General features: G+C 57.1%; 15 protein-coding genes. 7 read left to right on the top strand and 8 right to left on the bottom strand.

Annotated elements, in window-relative coordinates; translation table 11 throughout:
- Nucleotides 1-25: 25 nt before the first annotated feature.
- A complete protein-coding gene (gene fumC, locus EBC_RS11690; protein ID WP_013201995.1) occupies nt 26-1,423 on the bottom strand; it encodes a class II fumarate hydratase in 1,398 nt (465 codons plus the stop codon).
- Nucleotides 1,424-1,621: 198 nt separating this feature from the next.
- On the opposite strand from fumC, the gene manA reads away from it, so the two are divergent.
- Entirely contained in the window at nt 1,622-2,794 is a 1,173-nt protein-coding gene (gene manA / locus EBC_RS11685) for a mannose-6-phosphate isomerase (RefSeq protein ID WP_013201994.1), read from the top strand.
- 142 nt (nt 2,795-2,936) lie between these two features.
- Nucleotides 2,937-4,439, top strand: a complete 1,503-nt coding sequence (locus EBC_RS11680; RefSeq protein ID WP_013201993.1) for a YdgA family protein — start codon at nt 2,937-2,939, stop codon at nt 4,437-4,439.
- Nucleotides 4,440-4,482: 43 nt separating this feature from the next.
- Here EBC_RS11680 and EBC_RS11675 read toward each other — a convergent pair whose 3' ends face one another.
- Nucleotides 4,483-5,514 carry a Mal regulon transcriptional regulator MalI gene (locus tag EBC_RS11675; RefSeq protein WP_013201992.1) on the bottom strand — a complete coding sequence of 344 codons (1,032 nt, stop codon included), beginning with the start codon at nt 5,512-5,514 and terminating at the stop codon, nt 4,483-4,485.
- 197 nt (nt 5,515-5,711) lie between these two features.
- On the opposite strand from EBC_RS11675, the gene malX reads away from it, so the two are divergent.
- From malX to add, 3 genes are all read left to right on the top strand, one after another.
- Complete coding sequence (malX, locus tag EBC_RS11670; RefSeq protein WP_041691997.1) at nt 5,712-7,298, top strand: maltose/glucose-specific PTS transporter subunit IIBC; 1,587 nt, start codon at nt 5,712-5,714, stop codon at nt 7,296-7,298.
- Nucleotides 7,299-7,383: 85 nt separating this feature from the next.
- Nucleotides 7,384-8,556: a MalY/PatB family protein gene (locus tag EBC_RS11665; protein ID WP_013201990.1), complete on the top strand. Its 1,173-nt coding sequence runs from the start codon at nt 7,384-7,386 to the stop codon at nt 8,554-8,556.
- Between the two features lie 147 nt (nt 8,557-8,703).
- A complete protein-coding gene (gene add, locus EBC_RS11660) occupies nt 8,704-9,702 on the top strand; it encodes an adenosine deaminase (protein ID WP_013201989.1) in 999 nt (332 codons plus the stop codon).
- A 126-nt stretch (nt 9,703-9,828) separates the two neighbouring features.
- Here add and EBC_RS11655 read toward each other — a convergent pair whose 3' ends face one another.
- The 5 genes from EBC_RS11655 to EBC_RS11635 form a co-directional block, all read right to left on the bottom strand.
- Nucleotides 9,829-10,869 (bottom strand): oxidoreductase, encoded by a 1,041-nt coding sequence (locus tag EBC_RS11655; RefSeq protein ID WP_013201988.1) that lies wholly within the window; start codon nt 10,867-10,869, stop codon nt 9,829-9,831.
- A gap of 87 nt (nt 10,870-10,956) precedes the next feature.
- Nucleotides 10,957-11,874: an arabinose operon transcriptional regulator AraC gene (araC, locus tag EBC_RS11650; protein WP_013201987.1), complete on the bottom strand. Its 918-nt coding sequence runs from the start codon at nt 11,872-11,874 to the stop codon at nt 10,957-10,959.
- Nucleotides 11,875-11,886: 12 nt separating this feature from the next.
- Nucleotides 11,887-12,876, bottom strand: coding sequence for an L-arabinose ABC transporter permease AraH (gene araH, locus EBC_RS11645; RefSeq protein WP_013201986.1), 990 nt, complete (start codon nt 12,874-12,876; stop codon nt 11,887-11,889).
- Nucleotides 12,877-12,893: 17 nt separating this feature from the next.
- On the bottom strand, nt 12,894-14,417 hold the full coding sequence (gene araG, locus EBC_RS11640; protein ID WP_013201985.1) for an L-arabinose ABC transporter ATP-binding protein AraG: 1,524 nt from the start codon (nt 14,415-14,417) through the stop codon (nt 12,894-12,896).
- Nucleotides 14,418-14,486: 69 nt separating this feature from the next.
- The gene (locus EBC_RS11635; RefSeq protein ID WP_013201984.1) at nt 14,487-15,470 is read right to left on the bottom strand and encodes an arabinose ABC transporter substrate-binding protein; all 984 of its coding nucleotides are present in this window, start codon (nt 15,468-15,470) and stop codon (nt 14,487-14,489) included.
- Nucleotides 15,471-15,834: 364 nt separating this feature from the next.
- Between EBC_RS11635 and EBC_RS11630 the strand changes: the two genes are divergently transcribed.
- Nucleotides 15,835-17,517: a ribulokinase gene (locus EBC_RS11630; protein WP_013201983.1), complete on the top strand. Its 1,683-nt coding sequence runs from the start codon at nt 15,835-15,837 to the stop codon at nt 17,515-17,517.
- A gap of 12 nt (nt 17,518-17,529) precedes the next feature.
- Nucleotides 17,530-19,038, top strand: a complete 1,509-nt coding sequence (gene araA / locus EBC_RS11625) for an L-arabinose isomerase (protein ID WP_013201982.1) — start codon at nt 17,530-17,532, stop codon at nt 19,036-19,038.
- Nucleotides 19,039-19,107: 69 nt separating this feature from the next.
- Here araA and EBC_RS11620 read toward each other — a convergent pair whose 3' ends face one another.
- Nucleotides 19,108-20,457 (bottom strand): NCS2 family permease, encoded by a 1,350-nt coding sequence (locus EBC_RS11620; protein WP_013201981.1) that lies wholly within the window; start codon nt 20,455-20,457, stop codon nt 19,108-19,110.
- Nucleotides 20,458-20,481 lie beyond the last annotated feature (24 nt).

The raw sequence follows: 20,481 nt of genomic DNA, 5'->3' as shown, positions 1-20,481 counted from the left end.
ATGCCGCTCCTTCATCAATCTGTCATTAAGACTTCATGCTGCCAACCATATCTTCCGGTCGAACCCAGGCATCAAACTCGTCTTCGGTAAGATAACCCAGTTTCAGCGCCGATCCTTTCAGGGTTAAGCCTTCTTTATGCGCTTTCTTGGCAATTTCTGCCGCTTTATCGTAGCCAATATGCGTATTTAATGCCGTCACCAGCATCAGTGACTCATTTAATAGCTGGCTGATACGATCGAGATTCGGCTCAATACCGACGGCGCAATGGTGATTGAAGCTGTCCATCCCGTCAGCCAGCATCCGCACCGATTGCAGGAAGTTATGGATGATCATCGGACGATAAACATTCAGTTCGAAGTTGCCGGATGCACCGCCCATATTGACCGCCACATCGTTACCCATCACCTGGCAACAGAGCATGGTCATCGCTTCACACTGGGTCGGATTGACTTTACCTGGCATGATTGAGCTGCCTGGCTCGTTTTCAGGAATGGCAATTTCGCCGATACCACAACGCGGACCCGACGATAACCAGCGCACGTCGTTAGCGATCTTCATCAATGATGCGGCCAGCCCTTTCAGTGAACCGTGGGCATGGACCAGCGCATCACAGGTTGCCAGAGCTTCGAATTTATTTGGCGAGGTGACAAAAGGCTGTTTGGTCAGTTCAGCCAGCTCTTTCGCCACGCGTACCGCATATTCCGGGTGCGTATTCAGCCCCGTCCCCACCGCCGTACCGCCTAAAGCCAGTTCCGCGACATGGGGAATGCTCTGTTCAATATGCCTGAGGTTATGGTCCAGCATCGCCACCCAGCCGGAGATCTCCTGGCCGAGGGTTAATGGCGTGGCATCCTGCAGATGGGTTCGGCCAATTTTGACGATATCCTTAAAGGCGTCGGCTTTATCGTTCAGGGTTTTTTGCAGGATTTTAAGCTGAGGAAGCAGATGCTCCTGAATGGCCAGTACCGCCGCGACATGCATCGCGGTCGGGAAGACATCGTTGGAGCTCTGACTTTTATTCACATCGTCGTTTGGATGCACCAGGCGTTCCATGCCCCGCACGCCGCCAAGGATTTCACTGGCGCGGTTGGCGAGCACTTCATTCATATTCATGTTGGTCTGGGTACCGGAACCGGTCTGCCAGATTGCCAGCGGGAATTCTGTACTGTGTTGGTCCGCCAGCACTTCATCCGCGGCGGAAATAATGGCCGTGGCCCGCTCGTTGGGCAACAGGCTTAAATCACTGTTCACCTTTGCCGCAGCGCGCTTGGTCAGCGCCAGAGCGTGCACCAGTTCAACAGGCATTTTTTCGGTGGAGATACGAAAGTGTTCCAGTGAGCGTTGCGTTTGCGCGCCCCACAGTTTATCAGCAGGAACTTCGATGGGACCCATTGAATCTTTCTCAATGCGGTTGGCAGCCATGACTCTCTCCTTTTTGCACAATAATATGATTTTGAACCGTTACTTTGCCCTGAAGGGCCAAAAGCGCGGGCGATATTCTGGCATACAAGAATTTAACATTATGCGACTCATTCGACCTTCTTGCACTCCGCATTGTCTTTTTGACGTGGTTTTCTGCTTTAATACACGCAGTTATTATCCGATTATGTGTGAGTTAATATGCAAAAATTAATCAATTCGCTGCAAAATTATGCCTGGGGTAGCCCCACTGCCCTGACCGAACTGTATGGCATTCCTAACCCGGATAACCTGCCGATGGCGGAACTCTGGATGGGTGCGCATCCCAAAAGCCCTTCCTTTATAGACGTTGAGGGTCACAAGCAGTCATTACGTGCGGTGATTGATGCCGATAAAGAGGCGATCCTCAGCAAAGCCGTCGCTGCGCGCTTTGGTGAACTGCCGTTCTTATTCAAGGTGCTTTGCGCCGATCAGCCGTTGTCGATTCAGGTTCACCCAAGCAAAGCGGCAGCCGAAGTCGGCTTTGCCAAAGAGAATGCGGCTGGCATTCCTTTAGATGCGCCAAACCGTAACTACAAAGACGCCAACCATAAGCCCGAGCTGGTGTTTGCACTGACGCCGTTTAAGGCCATCAACGGTTTTCGTGAGCTTCACGAAATCATCTCCCTGCTGCAGCCGGTCGCGGGTGCACATCCGGCGATTGCCCATTTCCTGCAGAACCCGCAGATGAGTGGCCTTGAGGCGCTATTTACCGCGCTGCTGTCGATGGATGGTGAAGAGAAGAGCCTGGCGCTGGACGTGCTGAAGAGCGAAATCCCGCGTCAACAGGGCGAACCCTGGGCCACCATCTCGCTGATTGAGACCTTCTATCCTGATGACAGTGGGCTGTTCTCCCCGCTGCTGCTGAATGTGATTGAGCTGCAACCTGGCGAAGCGATGTTCCTGTTTGCCGAGACGCCACACGCCTATCTGCAAGGGGTGGCGCTGGAAGTGATGGCCAATTCGGATAACGTGTTGCGCGCGGGATTAACGCCGAAATATATCGATATTCCCGAACTGATGGCTAACCTGAAATTTGATGCCAAGCCGTATGCCAACCTGCTGACTCAGCCGGTGCAGCAAGGCGATACGCTTAATTTCCCGGTACCGGTGGACGATTTTGCTTTCTCCCTCCACCAGCTCAGCGCCCAGCCAACCGTCGTTCAGCAGCAAAGCGCTGCGATACTGTTCTGCGTGGATGGCCAGGCGGTCATCAGCCATAACGACCAGCAGCTGACGCTCAAACCCGGCGAGTCCTGTTTTGTTCCGGCCACGGACGCCCCGGTGACGCTGGCAGGCAATGGTCGGGTGGCGCGCGTCTGTAACCTGCTGTAGGATTTACGGCTGACGTTAAGCGCCACAATTGCTATTATTAATCAAATTATTAAGCAAAACGCCTCAGGGCGTTTTTTCTTCGCCAGGCATTTGCCCACAGGATCGATTTGCCGGCGCCAGTGACTAAAAGGACGACTGACAGATGAAGAAGACAAAGATAGCGATTGGCGTAGTAGTCGCACTCGGCGTGATTTGGACCGGAGCCGCGTGGTTTACCGGCAAACAACTGGAATCGCACATGGATGAGCTGGTGCAAAATGCGAATGCCCAGATGAACAACATGGCGCCGGAAAACCGTCTCAAGCTGAGCTATCAGGATTTCCAGCGCGGTGTGTTCACCAGTACCGCCCGCTTTGTCCTGCAGTCCAACTCGCAGACTGAAGACAACTCGCTGATCAAGCCGGGCCAGAGCATCGTGTTTAATGAAAAAATCGATCACGGTCCTTTCCCGTTCGCCCAGCTGAAAAAATTCAACCTGATCCCAAGCATGGCGTCGGTGCATACCCAGCTTGAGAACACCGATGCCGTGAAGAAGCTGTTTGAAATGACCAAAGGTCAGTCGATCGTTCAGGCTGATACCCGCGTCGGATACAGCGGCGCAACCGCGTCTGCCATCAACCTGCTGCCGGTGGATTATAACAATGCGCAAACCGGCGAGCGCTTTGCGTCTAACGGCGGTACGGTCAATATCGACGCCGATAACAAAGGCGACAAGGTCAATTTCAGTGGCGATCTGGACAGCCTGGTGCTGACCACCAAAAACCAACTGGATATGCCGGTGATGTTTACCGCTAACGGCCTGAAACTGGATGCCAGCACCCATCTCAGCCCGGAAGGGATGCGCATTGGCGATCAGAGCATCAACCTGAAGAAACTGACTGCCGTGGTGGATGGCAAAGAAGCCTTTACCGCTGAAGGCCTGAACGGCAAATCGTCGTTTAACTCAGAGAAAAGCCTGATTTCCGGCAACATCGATTACGCACTGGATTCCCTGAAGCTGCAGGACCAGAACTTTGGCCAGGGTAAACTCGCTATCAAGCTGTCCCAGTTTGACGCCAACGGCATGAAAGCGTTCTCTGACAACTACAACAGTCAGGTCCAGGCACTGATGAACGAACCGGGTATCAGCGATAATCCAGCGCTTTACCAGCAGCGGATGAGCCAGATCTTCTCGGCAAACCTGCCGCTGCTGCTGAAAGGCGATCCGATTGTCAACATCGCGCCATTCAGCTGGAAGAACGATAAAGGTGAGAGCAGCTTTAACCTTTCCGTCCACTTCAAAGATCCGGCCGCCAACACCACCCCACCGCAGAACATCGGTCAGGCCGTGGACAGCGTGCTGAAAACCCTGGACGGTAAGCTGTCGATCAATATGCCTATGGCCACCGAAATGATGACTCACGTGGCGATGGCGGAAGGCTATAAGCAGGAAGATGCCGCCAAACTGGCCGATCAGCAGGTTAAAGGCGTGGCGGCAATGGGCCAGATGTTTAAGCTCACCACCCAGCAGGACAATAACATTGTCACCAGCCTGCAGTACGCGACCGGACAGGTCACCATGAACGGCGACAAAATGGCGCTGGATCAGTTCCTGGCCCGCTATATGTTGGGTGGCGGTGCGGCCCCGCAAGGGATGCCGCAGTAACCTGATTAGCAGTAATAAGGGGCGCGATTATCGCGCCCTTTTTTTATGCCGATCCGCGTTCAATCAGCACCGGCGGCAGGATCACGTTCTGCACCGCGCCTTCCGGGTCGGCCATACGCTGTAACAGGCGCTGTGCGGCGCTTCGCCCTATCTCGCGTGCTGAACTGGTGATAAAGGTCAGCGGCGGATCGGTCAGCTCGGCCTCCGGCGAATCGCCAAATCCCACTAACGCCATCTGCTGTCCGTAATAGCTGTCCATGCCCCCTTTGCCAATGGTTCGGCCGGTGCGCTGCAGGCCGAAATAGCAGCCCAGCGCCACCGAGGCGTTATGGCAGAGAATGGCGGTGATGGTTGGATGATGATGGATCAGATTCTCGGTCACCTCCGCCACGTCCCGCTGATGGCGACCGCTTTCAATAATCCAGTCGCTGCGAAACGGCAGACCGTATTGCATCAGCGTGGAACAGTAGCCACCAATCCGTTCGGCCCGCGTCAGCGATGAACCGGATCCGCCCAGCCAGGCGATGCAGTGATGCCCGCGCTTGATCAGGTATTCCGTGGCAATTTTTGCCGCATGCATATTGTCGGGGCGGATAGAGTCGGTGTTCTCCAGGCTGCTGGCTCGCGAAGCACAGATAATGGCGATGCCCTGCTCCCGCGCTTTTTCCACCAGATGCGAGGCATTATCTGCGCCGCCACCCAATACGATGCCCTCCACGCCCTGCGCCACCAGCGTGTCGAAGCAGCGATCGAGTTTTTGCCCTTTCGGCCCGCTTTGGGTCAGAAACAGCACCTTGCCGTTTTTCTCCAGCCCTTCACTTAACCCTGCGGTCATCTCGGCATAAAACGGCTGGCACAGGTCCCGCACGATCAAGCCGATGACGCCGCTGCCTCCGCCTCTGAGCATGGTGGCAGAACGATTGGGAACGAAGCCCAGCGCCTGAATAGCCAGATTAACCCGTTCAGAGGTGGCAGACGAAATGCGTCCCTTGCCGGAAAGCACCAGCGAAACCGTGGTCACAGAGACGCCCGCTTCGGCGGCAACATCATTAATGGTGATTTTTTTCAGCGACATATTTTGTCCAGTCAGCCCTGGCTGACCTGTTCGTACAACATGATCGAAACAGCAGGGTAAAACGTTACACCTGCAGGCCGATAAATAAAACCTTCGTGGCCGGGAAGAGTGTGACATGTCGCGCATTAATGGGTGGTAAAACGTTTTATCATTTTTTACCTCAGCAGCGGCTGAGCATTTTTATGCCAGGAGAGACCATGTCGGCCACCAAACAAAAAATTACGCTTTGGGAGTTTTTCCAGAGCTTAGGCAAAACCTTTATGCTCCCCGTCGCGCTGCTCTCTTTCTGCGGCATTATGATGGGTATCGGCAGCTCGTTGAGCAGCCATGATGTGATTACCCTGATCCCGTTCCTCGGTAATTCGGTGCTGCAGCTGATCTTTATGTGGATGAGCAAAGTCGGCTCCTTCGCCTTTAGCTATCTGCCGGTGATGTTTGCCATCGCTATTCCGTTGGGAATGGCGCGCGAGAACAAGGGCGTTGCCGCCTTCTCCGGCTTTGTCGGCTTCGCGGTGATGAACCTGGCGGTGAACTTCTGGCTTAACGCCAAAGGCATCCTGCCATCCACCGATGCTGCGGTGCTGAAAGCCAATAACATCCAGAATATTATTGGCATTCAGTCCATCGATACCGGCATCCTCGGCGCGGTGATCGTCGGTATTATCGTGTTTTATCTGCATGAACGCTTCAACACCATTCGCCTGCCGGATGCGCTGGCGTTCTTCGGCGGTACCCGCTTTGTGCCGATTATCACCACGCTGGTGATGGGCCTGGTCGGTCTGGCGATCCCGCTGATCTGGCCGTGGTTTGCCGCGGCAATTACCGGCCTGGGCTGGGTGATTAACGGTGCTGGCGAGTTCGGTCCGATGATCTTCGGCACCGGCGAGCGCCTGCTGCTGCCTTTCGGCCTGCAGCATATCCTGGTGGCGATTATCCGCTTCACCGATGCCGGTGGCACCATGGATGTCTGTGGTCACAGCGTCAGCGGGGCGTTAACCATCTTCCAGGCCCAGCTCTCCTGCCCAACCTCTGCTGGTTTCTCTGAAAGCGCCACGCGCTTCCTGTCACAGGGCAAAATGCCGGCCTTCCTCGGCGGCTTACCGGGTGCGGCACTGGCGATGTATCACTGCGCCCGTCCGGAAAATCGTCACAAGATTAAGGGCCTGCTGATTTCGGGTGTGGTGGCCTGCGTGGTGGGCGGCACCACCGAACCGATTGAGTTCCTGTTCCTGTTTGTGGCGCCGATGCTGTACGTGATCCATGCGCTGTTAACCGGCCTGGGCTTCACGGTGATGGCGGTGCTGGGCGTGACCATCGGCAATACTGACGGCAACGTGATCGACTTTGTGGTGTTTGGAATCCTGCACGGTCTGTCGACCAAATGGTATTTCGTGCCGGTGGTTGCCGCCATCTGGTTTGTCGGTTACTACGTGATTTTCCGCTTCGCGATCGCCCGCTTTAATATCAAAACGCCGGGACGCGATCTGGACACCACCACCGTAGAGAAGAATATCTCGGCCACCGTCGGCAAATCGGGTTACAACACGCCAGCGATCCTTGCAGCGCTTGGCGGCATGGACAATATCGCCTCGCTGGATAACTGTCTGACTCGCCTGCGTCTGACCATCAACGATATGAGCCTGGTGGATGATGCGGCGCTGAAAGCTAACCGGGTGATTGGCGTGGTCCACCTTAACGAACACAGTTTGCAGGTGGTGATTGGGCCACAGGTGCAGTCGGTGAAAGATGAGATGGCCAGCATGATGGCGACGGTTCCGGGCTAATCGCACGCTGAACCTGAGCAACGCGGGGCTGAAGCCAATTTCAGCCCCGCTTTATTTTGCCGTCATTAACAGAGTTGAGGCTTTTATGTTTGATTTTGACCGGGTAATCGATCGCCACGGCAGCTGGTGTACCCAGTGGGATTTTGTGGCCGACCGCTTTGGCCGCGATGATTTACTGCCCTTCACCATTTCGGATATGGATTTCGCTACCGCGCCCTGCATTCTATCGGCGCTCCAGCACCGTGTGGCGCATGGCGTGCTGGGTTACAGCCGCTGGCAGCATGATGATTTCCTCTCCGCCATCGACCACTGGTATCAGCAGCGGTTTGCGCTGCGCGTCGATCGGCAGCAGATTATCTACGGACCGTCGGTGATCTATATGGTGGCGCAGCTGATCCGCCACTGGTCCTCCGCGGGCGATGCGGTGCTGATCCACACACCGGCCTACGATGCCTTTTATAAAGCGATTGAAGGCAACGATCGTCAGGTCCTGTCGTTGCCGCTGGTTCGCAACGGTGCAGAGTGGCAGTGCGATATGGCGGCGCTTGAGAGCCTGCTGAGCCGCGACGAGTGCAAAATCATGCTGCTGTGCAGCCCGCATAATCCGACCGGCAAAGTGTGGCGTCGCGAAGAGCTTCAGCAGATGGCCGATCTGTGCCAGCGCCATGGCGTGCAGGTGATCAGCGACGAAATCCATATGGATATGGTGATGAGCGACCAGCCGCATGTGCCGTGGATAGCCGTTGCGCGCGGGCGCTGGGCGCTGTTCACCTCCGCCTCCAAAAGCTTTAACGTACCGGCGCTGACCGGTGCCTATGGCTTTATCAGCGACGAGAGCGATCGCGAGGCCTGGTTCCACGCGCTAAAAAGTGCCGATGGCCTCTCTTCCCCGGCGGTGATGGCCGTTGCCGCACACATCGCCGCCTACCGCGAAGGGGCGGAATGGCTGGATGCCTTACGGGACTATCTGCGGGCTAATCTGCAGCAGGTTGCCCGCCGGCTGAATCAGGCGTTTCCACAGCTGAACTGGCAGCCGCCGCAGGCCACCTATCTGGCGTGGATTGACCTTAATCCACTGGGACTGGACGATAAGGCACTGCAAAAGGCGCTGATCGAACAGCAAAAAGTGGCGATCATGCCGGGCTACACCTACGGTCCGCAGGGCAACGGTTATCTGCGGCTGAACGTCGGCTGCCCACGCAGCAAACTGGATGATGGCCTCGATCGGCTGATAGCAGCAATTGAGAGCCTGCTTTAGCCTGCCATCCCTGAATCTGCGGCCGACAGGCCAGCCTGAGCACAAATTATCGGCACTTGACGCGTCGTTTGCGCAATTCACTGGCGGTGTTGCGCAAAATGTTTTTATACTGCTATGCACTTATTAAAACTACATGAGTGCGCCGACATGATTGATACCCAGCTTCCCCTCACCGATATTCATCGCCACCTTGACGGCAATATTCGTGCACAAACCATTCTGGATTTAGGCCGCGAGTTTAACCTTACCCTGCCCGCCACTACCCTGGAACTGCTGCGTCCGCACGTTCAGGTCACCCAAACCGAGCCGGATCTGGTCAGCTTTTTAAACAAGCTGGACTGGGGCGTCAAGGTACTGGGTTCACTGGAGGCCTGCCGCCGTATTGCGCAGGAAAACGTGGAAGATGCCGCCCGTGCCGGGATCCATTATGCCGAGCTGCGTTTCTCGCCGGGCTATATGGCAATGACCCACAACCTGCCGGTGGCGGGCGTGGTGGAAGCGGTGATCGACGGCGTGCGCGCCGGTTGTCAGCAGCACAATATTGACGTGCGCCTGATTGGCATAATGAGCCGTACCTTCGGTGAAGAAGCCTGCCTGCGCGAGCTGGAAGGCCTGCTGGCTCACCGTGATGGCATTACCGCGCTGGATCTGGCCGGTGATGAGTTGGGCTTCCCGGGCAGCCAGTTCCTCAGCCACTTTAACCGCGCGCGCGATGCCGGTTTCCGCATCACCGTTCACGCGGGTGAGGCTGCAGGCCCGGAGAGCATCTGGCAGGCCATTCGTGAACTGGGCGCCGAGCGTATTGGTCACGGCGTGAAGGCCGTTGACGATCCGGCGCTGATGGATTTCCTAGCGGCGCATAAGATTGGCGTGGAATCCTGCCTGACTTCAAATATTCAGACCAGCACCGTGGCTTCGCTGGCACAGCATCCGCTGGCGAAATTCCTCGATCACGGCATTCTGGCGACCATTAACACCGACGATCCGGCGGTTCAGGGCATCGAGTTGCCGTATGAGTATGAAGTCGCGGCGCCACAGGCGGGTCTGAGCCTGGCGCAAATCCGCACGGCGCAGGAAAACGGTCTGAAGATTGCGTTCCTGACCGACGCGGAGAAAGACGCGGTGCGCGCCCGCGTGGCGGCATAGAGACGAAGTAATATCAGGTCGACCTGACGGCGACCGCAACAAAAAGCCCCACGGATATCCCGCGGGGCTTTTTTATGGCCTGGACTATTCAGGCCGTTACTGCAGCGACTTTTTAGCGTAAAGCGTTTACTTCAAAGAGAGGGTCTGACGCTTCTCGGCCGACTGCAGGCCCAGTTCAATCAGTTCCATCACCTGAATCGCTTCTTCAGCGGTTACCGGGTTGCTGCCGTCACCGGTGATTGCATCGCGGATGCCCGCATAGTACGCCGGGTAGTTGCCTGGAATGGTCAGCAGCGTCTCTTCTGCCATCATCTCACCATTCACCAGCGTCAATACGCCATCACGCATATCGTAACCCCAGTCTTCCTGCGGTGGACGTGCGCCCGCTTTCAGACGGTCTTCCTGCGGATCCAGGCCGTATTTCACATAGCTGCCTTTGGTGCCATGAACCTGGTAACGCGGAGATTCCGCCGCCACCAGCATGCTGCCATGCAACACCACACGACGCTGAGGATAGGTCAGCACGGCGTGGAAATAGTCGGTGGTTTGCGCGCCCTGACGCAGCTCGGCGGTATCGACATTGATGGCGACCGGAGAGCCGAACAGCTGCAACGCCTGGTCTAGCAGATGCGGTCCCAGATCGTACCAGATGCCGCTGCCTGCACCCTTCTGCTCGCGCCAGCGGTTACGCACTTCCAGACGGAAGCGGTCGAAATGCGATTCAAAGTAACGCACTTCACCCAGCGTGCCTTCGGCCAGCAGCGTTTTCAGCGTCAGGAAATCACTGTCCCAGCGGCGGTTGTGGAACACCGACAGCATCAGCCCTTTGGCTTTCGCCAGCGCGTCCAGCTCGCGCGCCTGCGACAGCGTCACGGTGAAAGGTTTGTCCACCACCACATGTTTACCGGCGTTCAGCGCGGCTTTGGCCAGCGGGAAGTGGGTATCATTGGGGGTTGGGATGACGATCAGTTGCAGCCCAGGATCGTCAAATAACGTTTGTGGATCGGAGACTACCTGAGTGGATGGCCAGTCAGCGTGCACTTTGCTTGCATCACTGCTGGAGACGGCGGACAGTTCCATGCCCGACGTACCGGCGATCAGTGGCGCATGGAAGGTCTTGCTGGCAAAGCCGTAACCGACCAGCCCTACACGAATTTTGTCGCTCATTTGCATTCCTCTTGTCACTTACCCTGATGATTTAAGACTATCAGCAGGGTAAGGACAAGCGGGAATTACCTGAATTATCCGTTTCGCTTAACTATTGGCACTTCTGGGCAAATCCCAGCTTTCCTGCGCCACCAGCGCATCGTGTGCGTCCAGCGAACGGCGGCGGAAATCGCTCGGACTGACGCCAACGCGTTTGCGGAACACGCGGGAAAAATAGAGCTGGTCGTCGTAGCCGACAATCCTGCCGATGGTAGCGATCGGCTCCTGGGTGGTTTGCAGCAGCAGCTTGGCGCGGATCACCCGCTGATCCTCCCGCCAGCGCAGCAGGTTGACCCCCATTTGCTCGCGGAACAGGTGTGCCAGCCGCGAAGGCGACAGGCAGACATGGTTGGCCACTTCGTCAATTTTCAGCTCGCCGGCCAGGTTGCTGGTGACGAACTGGCAGGCCTCAATCACCCGCGGATCGCGAATTTGCTGATGGCTACGCGGATCCTCTTCCACCGCCCGCAGCAGCAGCCGCTCCAGCAGGTTCATCGCCAGCTCTTCGGCAAAGCGTCGCCCGGAGGTGTGCGTTTGTTCGATGTTGGCAAACAGGCGTTCAAACTCGCCGCGCAGACGTTCCGGCAGCCGCAGCCGGCCAACGCCCTTCTTCTCATCCTGCCACACCAGCCAGTCGCTCCAGTAGGCGCGTGGACGGAAGTAAATCCAGCGGTGGTGCCAGCAGTCGCTTTCTGGCGATCGGCCATAGTAATGCTGGGTTTTTGGCTGGAACAGCAGCAGATCGCCAGGTTCACAGTCAAAGGCATCTTCACCGTTAAACACCTGGCCCCGCCCTTTGGTGGTCAGGTTAATGATAAAGCCTTTCATGCCCAGCGGACGGTCGATAAAGAAGTCCAGACCATCCCCGGCGTTAATCGGCGTCAGTCCCGCCACCAGCCAGGCATTGAATTGATAGCCAGGTAACAGCGGGTTAGATTGCGCCACGGGCGCTAAGCGATGGTACATAACGCCTCCTGATCAGGCTGCTTTAGCTTTCTGTTTGTAACGGTCGAAAATCACCGCCGCTAACAGTATCAAACCGCGCACCACATACTGTGAGAAAGGCGAGATATTCAATAAATTCATCGCATTCTCCACCGTTCCGAGGATCAATACCCCGGCAACCACATAGGAAATTTTGCCAATTCCGCCTTTCAACGACACGCCACCCAACACGCAGGCGGAGATCACAATCAGCTCATAGCCCAGTGAGGTCATCGGTTGGCCGCTGGTCATACGCGAGGCCAGAATAATGCCCGCCGCAGCGGAGACCAGGCCGGACAGAATAAAGATGATAATGCGGGTGCGCACCACCGGAACCCCGGCCAGACGCGCCGCTTCTTCATTACCGCCAATCGCCAGCGTGTTGCGGCCAAAGGTGGTTTTATTCAGCAGGAAACCAAAGATAATCATGGTGCCGATGGTCAGCCAGACCGGTGCAGGCACGCCGAACCAGTTGGTGTAACCCAGCGCAAAGAAGCGCTCGTCTTCGATACCTACCGCCTGACCATTTGAGAAGATATAGGCCAGCCCGCGCACAATCTGCATCGTCGCCAGGGTGGTGATCAGCGCATTGATTTTCAGCTTAGCGATAACGAAACCGTTCACAAAGCCGCAAACCACGCCCAACAGCAGACCGGCGAAGATGCCAATCCACAGGCTTTCGGTCATATTGATCACCACCGCGGTGGTGACGCCGGCACAGGCGATAACCGACGCCACCGACAGGTCAAAATCGCCGGAGGCGAGGCAGAACAACATGCCGCAGGCCACCATGCCGGACATCGACATCGCCAGCCCCAGGCCTTTCATATTGATCAGTGAACCGAAGTTCGGCACGAAAATAGTGCAGCCGATAAACAGCACGGCAAACACCACCAGCATACCGAAGTGATCCCAGATGCGGCCCAGATTAATACGCTGGGTTTGTTTCGGTGGCGTCGCGGGTGACGTGGTGTGAGATGACATTTAAATACTCCTTCTTATCAGGCCACAGCTGCGGCGCGTTGAGTCGTTTTCGGCATGGCAAGACCAAGGGTCAGCGCTTCGGTGGCCTCGGTATGGCTCAGTTCACCGGCGATTTCGCCCTCTCTCATCACCAGGATGCGATCGGCCAGCCCCATCACTTCAGGCAGGTCGCTGGAGGCAAACAGCACCGCAATGCCCTTTTCTGCCAGCGCATAGATCAGGTTATAAATTTCATTTTTCGCCCCAACGTCGATGCCGCGCGTCGGCTCATCCAGCAGGATTACTTTCATCTCTTCAGAGAGCCAGCGGCCAAGAATGGCTTTCTGCTGGTTACCACCGGAGAGGTTCATGATCAGCTGGTCGGCTGACGGCGTTTTGATGTTGAGCGATTTAATGTGCGAGGCGGCATTTTTGCTTTCCCACTGGTTGTCGATCAGACAGCCGGCGGTCAGGTTATTGCGCCTTGCGCTGATATTGATGTTGTCGCGCACCGAGTGAACGGGAATGATGCCGTCCGCCTTACGATCTTCCGGACAAAGCAGGATCCCGGCGCGAATGGCGTGGGCCGGCTCCTTGATCACAATCACTTCGCCATCCAGACGCAGTTCGCCGCCGGTCAGTTTGGTGGCTCCAAACAGCCCTTTCATCAGCTCACTGCGACCGGCACCGACCAGGCCGAACAGACCGACGATTTCACCGGCATGCACTTTTAATGAGATCGGCTGACGTACGCCTTTGGCCTGCACGTTATCCAGCTGCAAGCGCACCGCGCCGGTTTCGCGTGGCGAATAGCCATAAATGTCGCCGATTTCGCGGCCGACCATCGCCTGCACCAGCTCGTCGTGGGAGGTGTTGGGCACGTCGTCAAAGGTGCGCACGTAGCGCCCGTCCTTAAATACGGTGATGGCATCGCTGAGGGCAAAGATCTCTTCCATACGGTGCGAGACGTAAAGCACCACGCGGCCCTGCTGGCGCAGCTGGCGGATCACCCGGAACAGGTGTTCAATTTCGCGGGCGGAAAGCGAACTGGTTGGCTCATCAAAGGCGATCACCTTGGCGTTACGCGCCAGTGCCTTGGCGATTTCCACCATCTGCCACTGGCCGAGCGACAGAGATTTCAACGGGGTATCCGGGTCGATATCCATCCCCAGGTTTTTCAGCTGCTCTCCGGCCTCATAGCGCAGCAGTTTGCGGTTTACAAAGCCCGCCCGCTGCGGCAACTGACCAAGGTAGATGTTCTCCGCTACCGACATTTCCGGCACCAGATGCAGCTCCTGATAAATAATGGCTACCCCCGCATCCAGCGCGTCGGTGGTGTGGGTAAAATTGACGGGCTGCCCCTTCAGACGGATTTCGCCGCTGGTTGGCTGGTAGCTGCCGCTAAGAATTTTCAACAGCGTGGACTTGCCCGCGCCGTTTTCGCCCATCAGGGCGTGGATCTGGCCCGCGCCACATTCAAAACTGATGTCCTGCAACGCCTTCACGCCTGGAAAGGTTTTTCCGATGCCGTGAAAGCTCAGATATGCGGGTTGCGTACTCATGTTATCTCCTGACCGGTTACCGACCTTCGCAGGGCAACGGCGCCATCCGCGCCGTTGCCCACGGTGTTGTTACATCAGGCCTTTTTTCGCCAGTTCTGTTTTGAAGTTGTCACGGGTGATCAGCACCACGTCAGTCACTTCCGTGAACTTCGGTGGTTCTTCTCCTTTGTTCACCCAGTTGTACAGCATCTGGATGCTCTTATAGCCATGCACGTCCGGGCTTGGCAGCAGCGAGCCGTAGAAGCCGGTCGCCTGGCCTTTTGACAGTTCGTTCACCGCATCGACACCGTTGATGCCGATACCAATCACGTCCGGTGCCTTGAAGCCCTGACCTTCCGTCGCACGCACGCCACCCAATACGGTGTTGTCATTCATGCCCAGCACCAGCCAGTGTTTCACGCCGGGATGCTGTACCAGCAGGGAGTTACCGGCATCGAACGCGCCAGGGATATCGTTAGATTTGGTGGGCACTTTGTAGATCTGGTTAGCCGGGAAGCCTGCGGCCTTCAGGGCATCCATTGAGCCGCCGGTACGACGACGCGCGGTATCCAGCTCATCCGCGGTGATCGCCATCACGCCGGTATCCTTCGCATCCCAGCCGCGTTTTTTCATCTCTTTATACAGTTCCTGCCCCTGACGCTCGCCAATTTTGGTGGCGGCCATCATCACCAGCGGCACGGTGTCCATCGGTTTGCCTTTGGCGGTCACAAACTGGTCATCCACGGCGATGACTTTCAGATCGTAACTGCGGGCCTTGGCAACAATGGCAGAACCGAGTTTCGGGTCGGGCGTACAGATAACGAAGCCTTTGGCGCCGCTCGCCGCCAGGCTGTCGATGGCATTCAGGGTTTTTTCACCATCCGGCACGGCAATTTTAATCACTTCAAAGCCCATCTCTTTCCCGGCTTTGTCAGCAAATTTCCACTCGGTCTGGAACCACGGTTCTTCCGGCTGCTTGACCAGGAAACCAAGTTTCATGGTCTCGGCCATAGCTGATTGTGACATAACGGCTGCAAGGCCAATGGCAGCAAGCGCGTAGGGTATTTTGTGCATGAGGCTCTCCGGCTCAGTTCCCGCTTTTCGGCGGTGTGATGTAAACGGTATCATTCGGAATGCTGCCCACTTAAGGGCTTAAAACAGCAAGTTTTTCGGTCAGGACAGCAGGACCTGTGCCGATGAGCGCTAGTTTTAACGGGAACTTACGTGAGAAAGGGAGAGCGGTATCACACCCTGAGATTACAGTTATTCTGTCCATACATTTAGCTAAATTAACCTTCATGTAACCTTTGAGCTACATCACAGAATCCCGCACCATGACAGAAAAGTGCATATTTGCAGCTTCCTTAACCTAACGGCAAAGCGCGCCACTTCTTAGGGTAGTCAGACAGGTTTATACATACCGTCTGGAGAGAAGAACATGCAGTTGGGAGCCATAACAATAGGTCTGGATTTTGGCAGTGATTCGGTTCGTGCTCTGGCGGTGGATTGTGCCAGCGGACAGGAATTGCATTCACAGGTAGTGGCTTACTCTCGCTGGCAAGCCGGGCTTTATTGTCAGAGCCGCATCAACCAGTTCCGCCATCATCCTCAGGACTATATCGACGCCTTTGAACAGGCCATTCGTGACGTTGTCACTAAACTAACCCCCGGGCAGCGCCAGAATGTGGTGGGCATCGGCGTGGATTCCACCGGTTCAACCCCTGCCCCAATCGATCGCCACGGCAACGTGCTGGCCTTGCTGCCTGAGTTTGCCGAAAACCCCAACGCGATGTTCGTGTTGTGGAAAGATCACACCGCGATAAAAGAAGCCGAAGAGATTAACGTCCTGTGTCATGGCGGAAAGTTCGAGGACTATTCGCGCTTTATCGGCGGTATTTACTCTTCCGAATGGTTCTGGGCGAAGATCCTGCACGTCAGCCGTGAAGATCGCGCGGTGCGCGAAGCGGCGGTCTCCTGGATTGAGCTGTGTGACTGGGTGCCGGCCTTACTGAGCGGCACCACGGCACCGCAGGATATCCGTCGCGGGCGCTGTGCGGCGGGGCATAAATCCTTGTGGCACCCGGAATGGCAAGGCCTGCCGACCCGCGAGTTCCTTGACGCGCTGGACCCGATGCTCACTGAACAGCTGGATACCCCGCTGTTTAACCAGACCTGGACCGCCGATTTACCGGTTGGCCAGATCACCGCTGAATGGGCCGAACGCCTGGGCCTGCCCGACACCGTGACCCTGTCCGGCGGCGCTTTTGACTGCCATATGGGCGCCGTCGGCGCGGGCGCACGTCCGTATACGCTGGTGAAAGTGATTGGCACCTCGACCTGCGACATTCTGATTGCCGACCCGCAGCGCGTGGGCGATCGCGCCATTAAAGGCATTTGTGGTCAGGTGGACGGCAGCGTGGTGCCGGAGATGATCGGTCTGGAAGCCGGCCAGTCTGCCTTTGGCGATATGTATGCCTGGTTCAGCCGTCTGCTGAGCTGGCCGCTGGATCAGGCGGCACAAAACAGCCCTGAGCTGGCTCCGAGCCTGGCCGCCATCCGTAAGAACCTGCTCAACGACCTCACCAAAGCCTGGGCTGACGATCCGCAGCTTGAGCATCTGCCAGTGGTGCTGGACTGGTTTAACGGTCGCCGTACGCCGTTTGCGAATCAGCGTCTGCAGGGGGTGATCACCGACCTGAATCTGGGCACCGACGCCCCTGCGCTGTTTGGTGGATTTATTGCCGCCACCGCTTTTGGCGCGCGCGCCATTATGGAGTGTTTCGAGCAGCAGGATATCCCGGTCGAAAGCATTCTGACCCTCGGCGGCATTGCCCGTAAATCGCCGGCAATTATGCAGGTGTGTTGCGATGTGATGAACCGCCCGCTGGATATTGTCGCCTCTGACGAGTGCTGCGCGCTGGGTGCGGCGATTTTTGCCGCCGTCGCCGCCGGTGTCTACCCGGACGTCCCGTCCGCGCAACAAAAGATGGCCAGCCCGATTGCCACCACCTTGCAGCCCGACGCCAGCCGCGTCGATCGCTATCAACAGCTTTATCAACGTTACCTTCAGTGGTGTGAAGTGGCCGAACCGCAGTTTGCCGCTCAACCGTCCAAAATTTAAGGAGAATGAAAAATGACTCAGCCTAATGCGCTTAACGTCTGGTTTGTGATTGGTACTCAGCATCTTTACGGCGCGGAAACCTTGCGTCAGGTGGAACAGCATGGTCAGCAGGTCGTGGACGGGCTTAATCGTGACGGTCGTCTGCCGTTTAACCTGGTACTGAAGCCGCTGGTGAAAAGCCCGGACGAAGCGCTGGCGCTGTGCCGTCAGGCCAATCATGCGGAAGACTGTCTGGGCATCGTGACCTGGCTGCATACCTTCTCGCCGGCCAAAATGTGGATTGGCGGCTTGAGCATTCTCAACAAGCCGCTGCTGCAATTCCATACCCAGTTCAATGCCGAGATCCCGTGGGACAGCATGGATATGGACTTTATGAACCTGAACCAGACCGCGCACGGCGGCCGCGAGTTCGGCTTTATCGGCGCACGTATGCGTCTGCAGCACAGCGTGATCACCGGCCACTGGCAGGATAGGGTCGCGCAGGAGCGCCTGGGCCAGTGGATGCGTGCGGCGGCGGCGAAGCAGGCCAGCCAGAATCTGAAAGTGGCGCGTTTCGGCGACAACATGCGTGAAGTGGCGGTAACCGAAGGCGACAAAGTGGCGGCGCAGATCCAGTTCGGCTATTCGGTCAACGGCTGGGGCGTCGGCGATCTGGTTGAAGTGATTAACGGCGTCAGCGACGGCGACGTCAACGCGCTGGTTGATGAGTACGAGAGCCTGTACGACTTCACCGCCGCGGCCGCCGTCAACGGCGAGAAGCGCCAGAACGTGCTGGATGCGGCGAAAATCGAGCTGGGCATTAAGGGCTTTCTGCAACATGAAGGCTGCATGGCATTCACCACCAACTTCCAGACGCTGCATGGCATGACCCAGCTGCCGGGCCTGGCGGTGCAACGCCTGATGCAGCAAGGCTACGGTTTTGCCGGTGAAGGCGACTGGAAAACCGCCGCGCTGCTGCACGTGTTTAAGGTGATGGCCACCGGCTTGCCGGGCGGCACCTCGTTTATGGAGGATTACACCTATCACTTCTCCCCGGGCAATGAGCTGGTGTTGGGTTCCCATATGCTCGAGGTCTGTCCTTCGATCGCCAAAGAGAGCCGCCCGTTAATTGATGTGCAGTATCTGGGCATCGGCGGTAAGGCCGATCCGGCGCGGATGATCTTCTCCACTCCTGCGGGCCGCGCGGTGAACGCCAGCGTGATCGATATGGGCGATCGTTTCCGCCTGCTGGTCAACGTGGTGGATGCCATTGAACAGCCTAAACCGCTGCCTAAGCTGCCGGTCGCGCGGGCGTTGTGGCATGCACAGCCATCACTGGCCACCGCGTCCGAAGCCTGGATCCTTGGCGGCGGCGCGCACCATACGGTGTTCAGCCAGGCGCTGACGGTTGACGATATGCGACAGTATGGTGAGATGCATGGCATTGAAGTGCTGGTGATTGACGATGAAACCACCCTGCACGGCTTTAAGGATGCGCTGCGCTGGAACGAGGCCTATTACCGCCTGAATCAGCGCTACTAAGTCAGTAACGGCCTGCATTCCTAAGGCCTTAAACGAAAAGCCCTTCTGGTTGCAGAAGGGCTTTTTTTATTAATGGTGAACCAGGGTGGCAAAGTAATAAACCAGCGGGATGGCGAGGATCACCAGCCCCAGCGGCACCTCGCGGATCTTACCGGCCACCAGTTTGATCAGGATATAAAATAGCAACCCACCGGCGATCCCGGTACCGAAACTGTTGGAAATCAGCGTAATCATCACCATCATCAACACCGGCAAGGCTTCGGTGAAATCCGCTAAATCCACCTTGCGCAGGTTGCTGAACATGTTAAGGCCAATCAGCATCAGTGCAGGCGCGGTCGCCTCTTTCGGGATCATCAGCGCCACGGGCGTAAAGAACAGCATCAGCAAAAACATCACCGCGGCAGCCAGCGCGGTCAGCCCGGTTTTGCCGCCCGCGTCAGCCGCGGCCGAGGACTCAATCAGCGCGGTGGCCGCAGGAATGCCAACAATTGGCCCCAGTGCCGCCGCAATCGAGTCTACGATAAACGGCCGGTTGATCTGCGGCATATTGCCGTGCTCATCCAGCAGCCCCGCTTCGCCGCCGACCGCCAGCGTGGTGCCCATGGTGGAGAAGAACTCCGAGGCGAAAAAGATAAACAGGAAAGGCAGGAAGGCGATATTCAGCGCGCCCCACAGATCGACCTGGCCAAACAGCGGCGCAAGCGAATGCGGCAGCGACATGCCGTGTTCCGGCAGATGGGTAACGCCCAGCGGGATACCGGCGGCAGTGGCCAGCAAAATCGCCCACAGTATCGCGCCCGGCACTTTGCGCGCCTGCAATCCCACCGCCACCAGCAGGCCCAGCAGCGCAATCAGCGCGCCGGGCGCGGTAAAATCGCCCAGCGCCAGCGCATGCGTCTTAGCATTGGCAAGCACCAGTCCGGCATTACGAAAGCCCAGCAGCGCCACAAAAATCCCGATTGAGGCGGTCAGCCCCAGCTTGATCGACTGCGGCACCGAGCGGGTCACCACCTCGCGCAGCCCCAACACCGTCATCACAAAAAACACAATCCCTGACCAGCAGGCGATGCCCAGCGCGATGGGCCAGCTGATGCCATCGCCTGCCAGGGTAATGCCAACCAGCACCGAGCCGCCGATGCCCGGCCCGACCATAAACGGCAGATTGGCGTAAAACGCCATCAGCAGCGAGCCCAGCACGAACACCAGGATCACCCCGGTGGTGGCCGCGCCCTTATCCATGCCGCCCGCCGCCAGCAGGCTGGGGATCACCACCAGCAGATAGGCTGCGGCAAGAAAACCGGTGATGCCCGCCAGGCACTCGGTTTTGCTTTTGGTCTGGCGCTGACGCAGCTGGAAACGGCGCTGTAGCCAGTTGTCTCCGGCGACGGCGACGCTATTTTTTACCTCACTTTCGGCCATGCTTCACTTCCCCTGAATGTTGTT

The sequence above is a fragment of the Erwinia billingiae Eb661 genome (assembly GCF_000196615.1).
Taxonomy (GTDB): domain Bacteria; phylum Pseudomonadota; class Gammaproteobacteria; order Enterobacterales; family Enterobacteriaceae; genus Erwinia; species Erwinia billingiae.
Note: the sequence above shows the minus strand (reverse complement) of the source record. Positions and strands in the feature narration are given on the sequence as shown.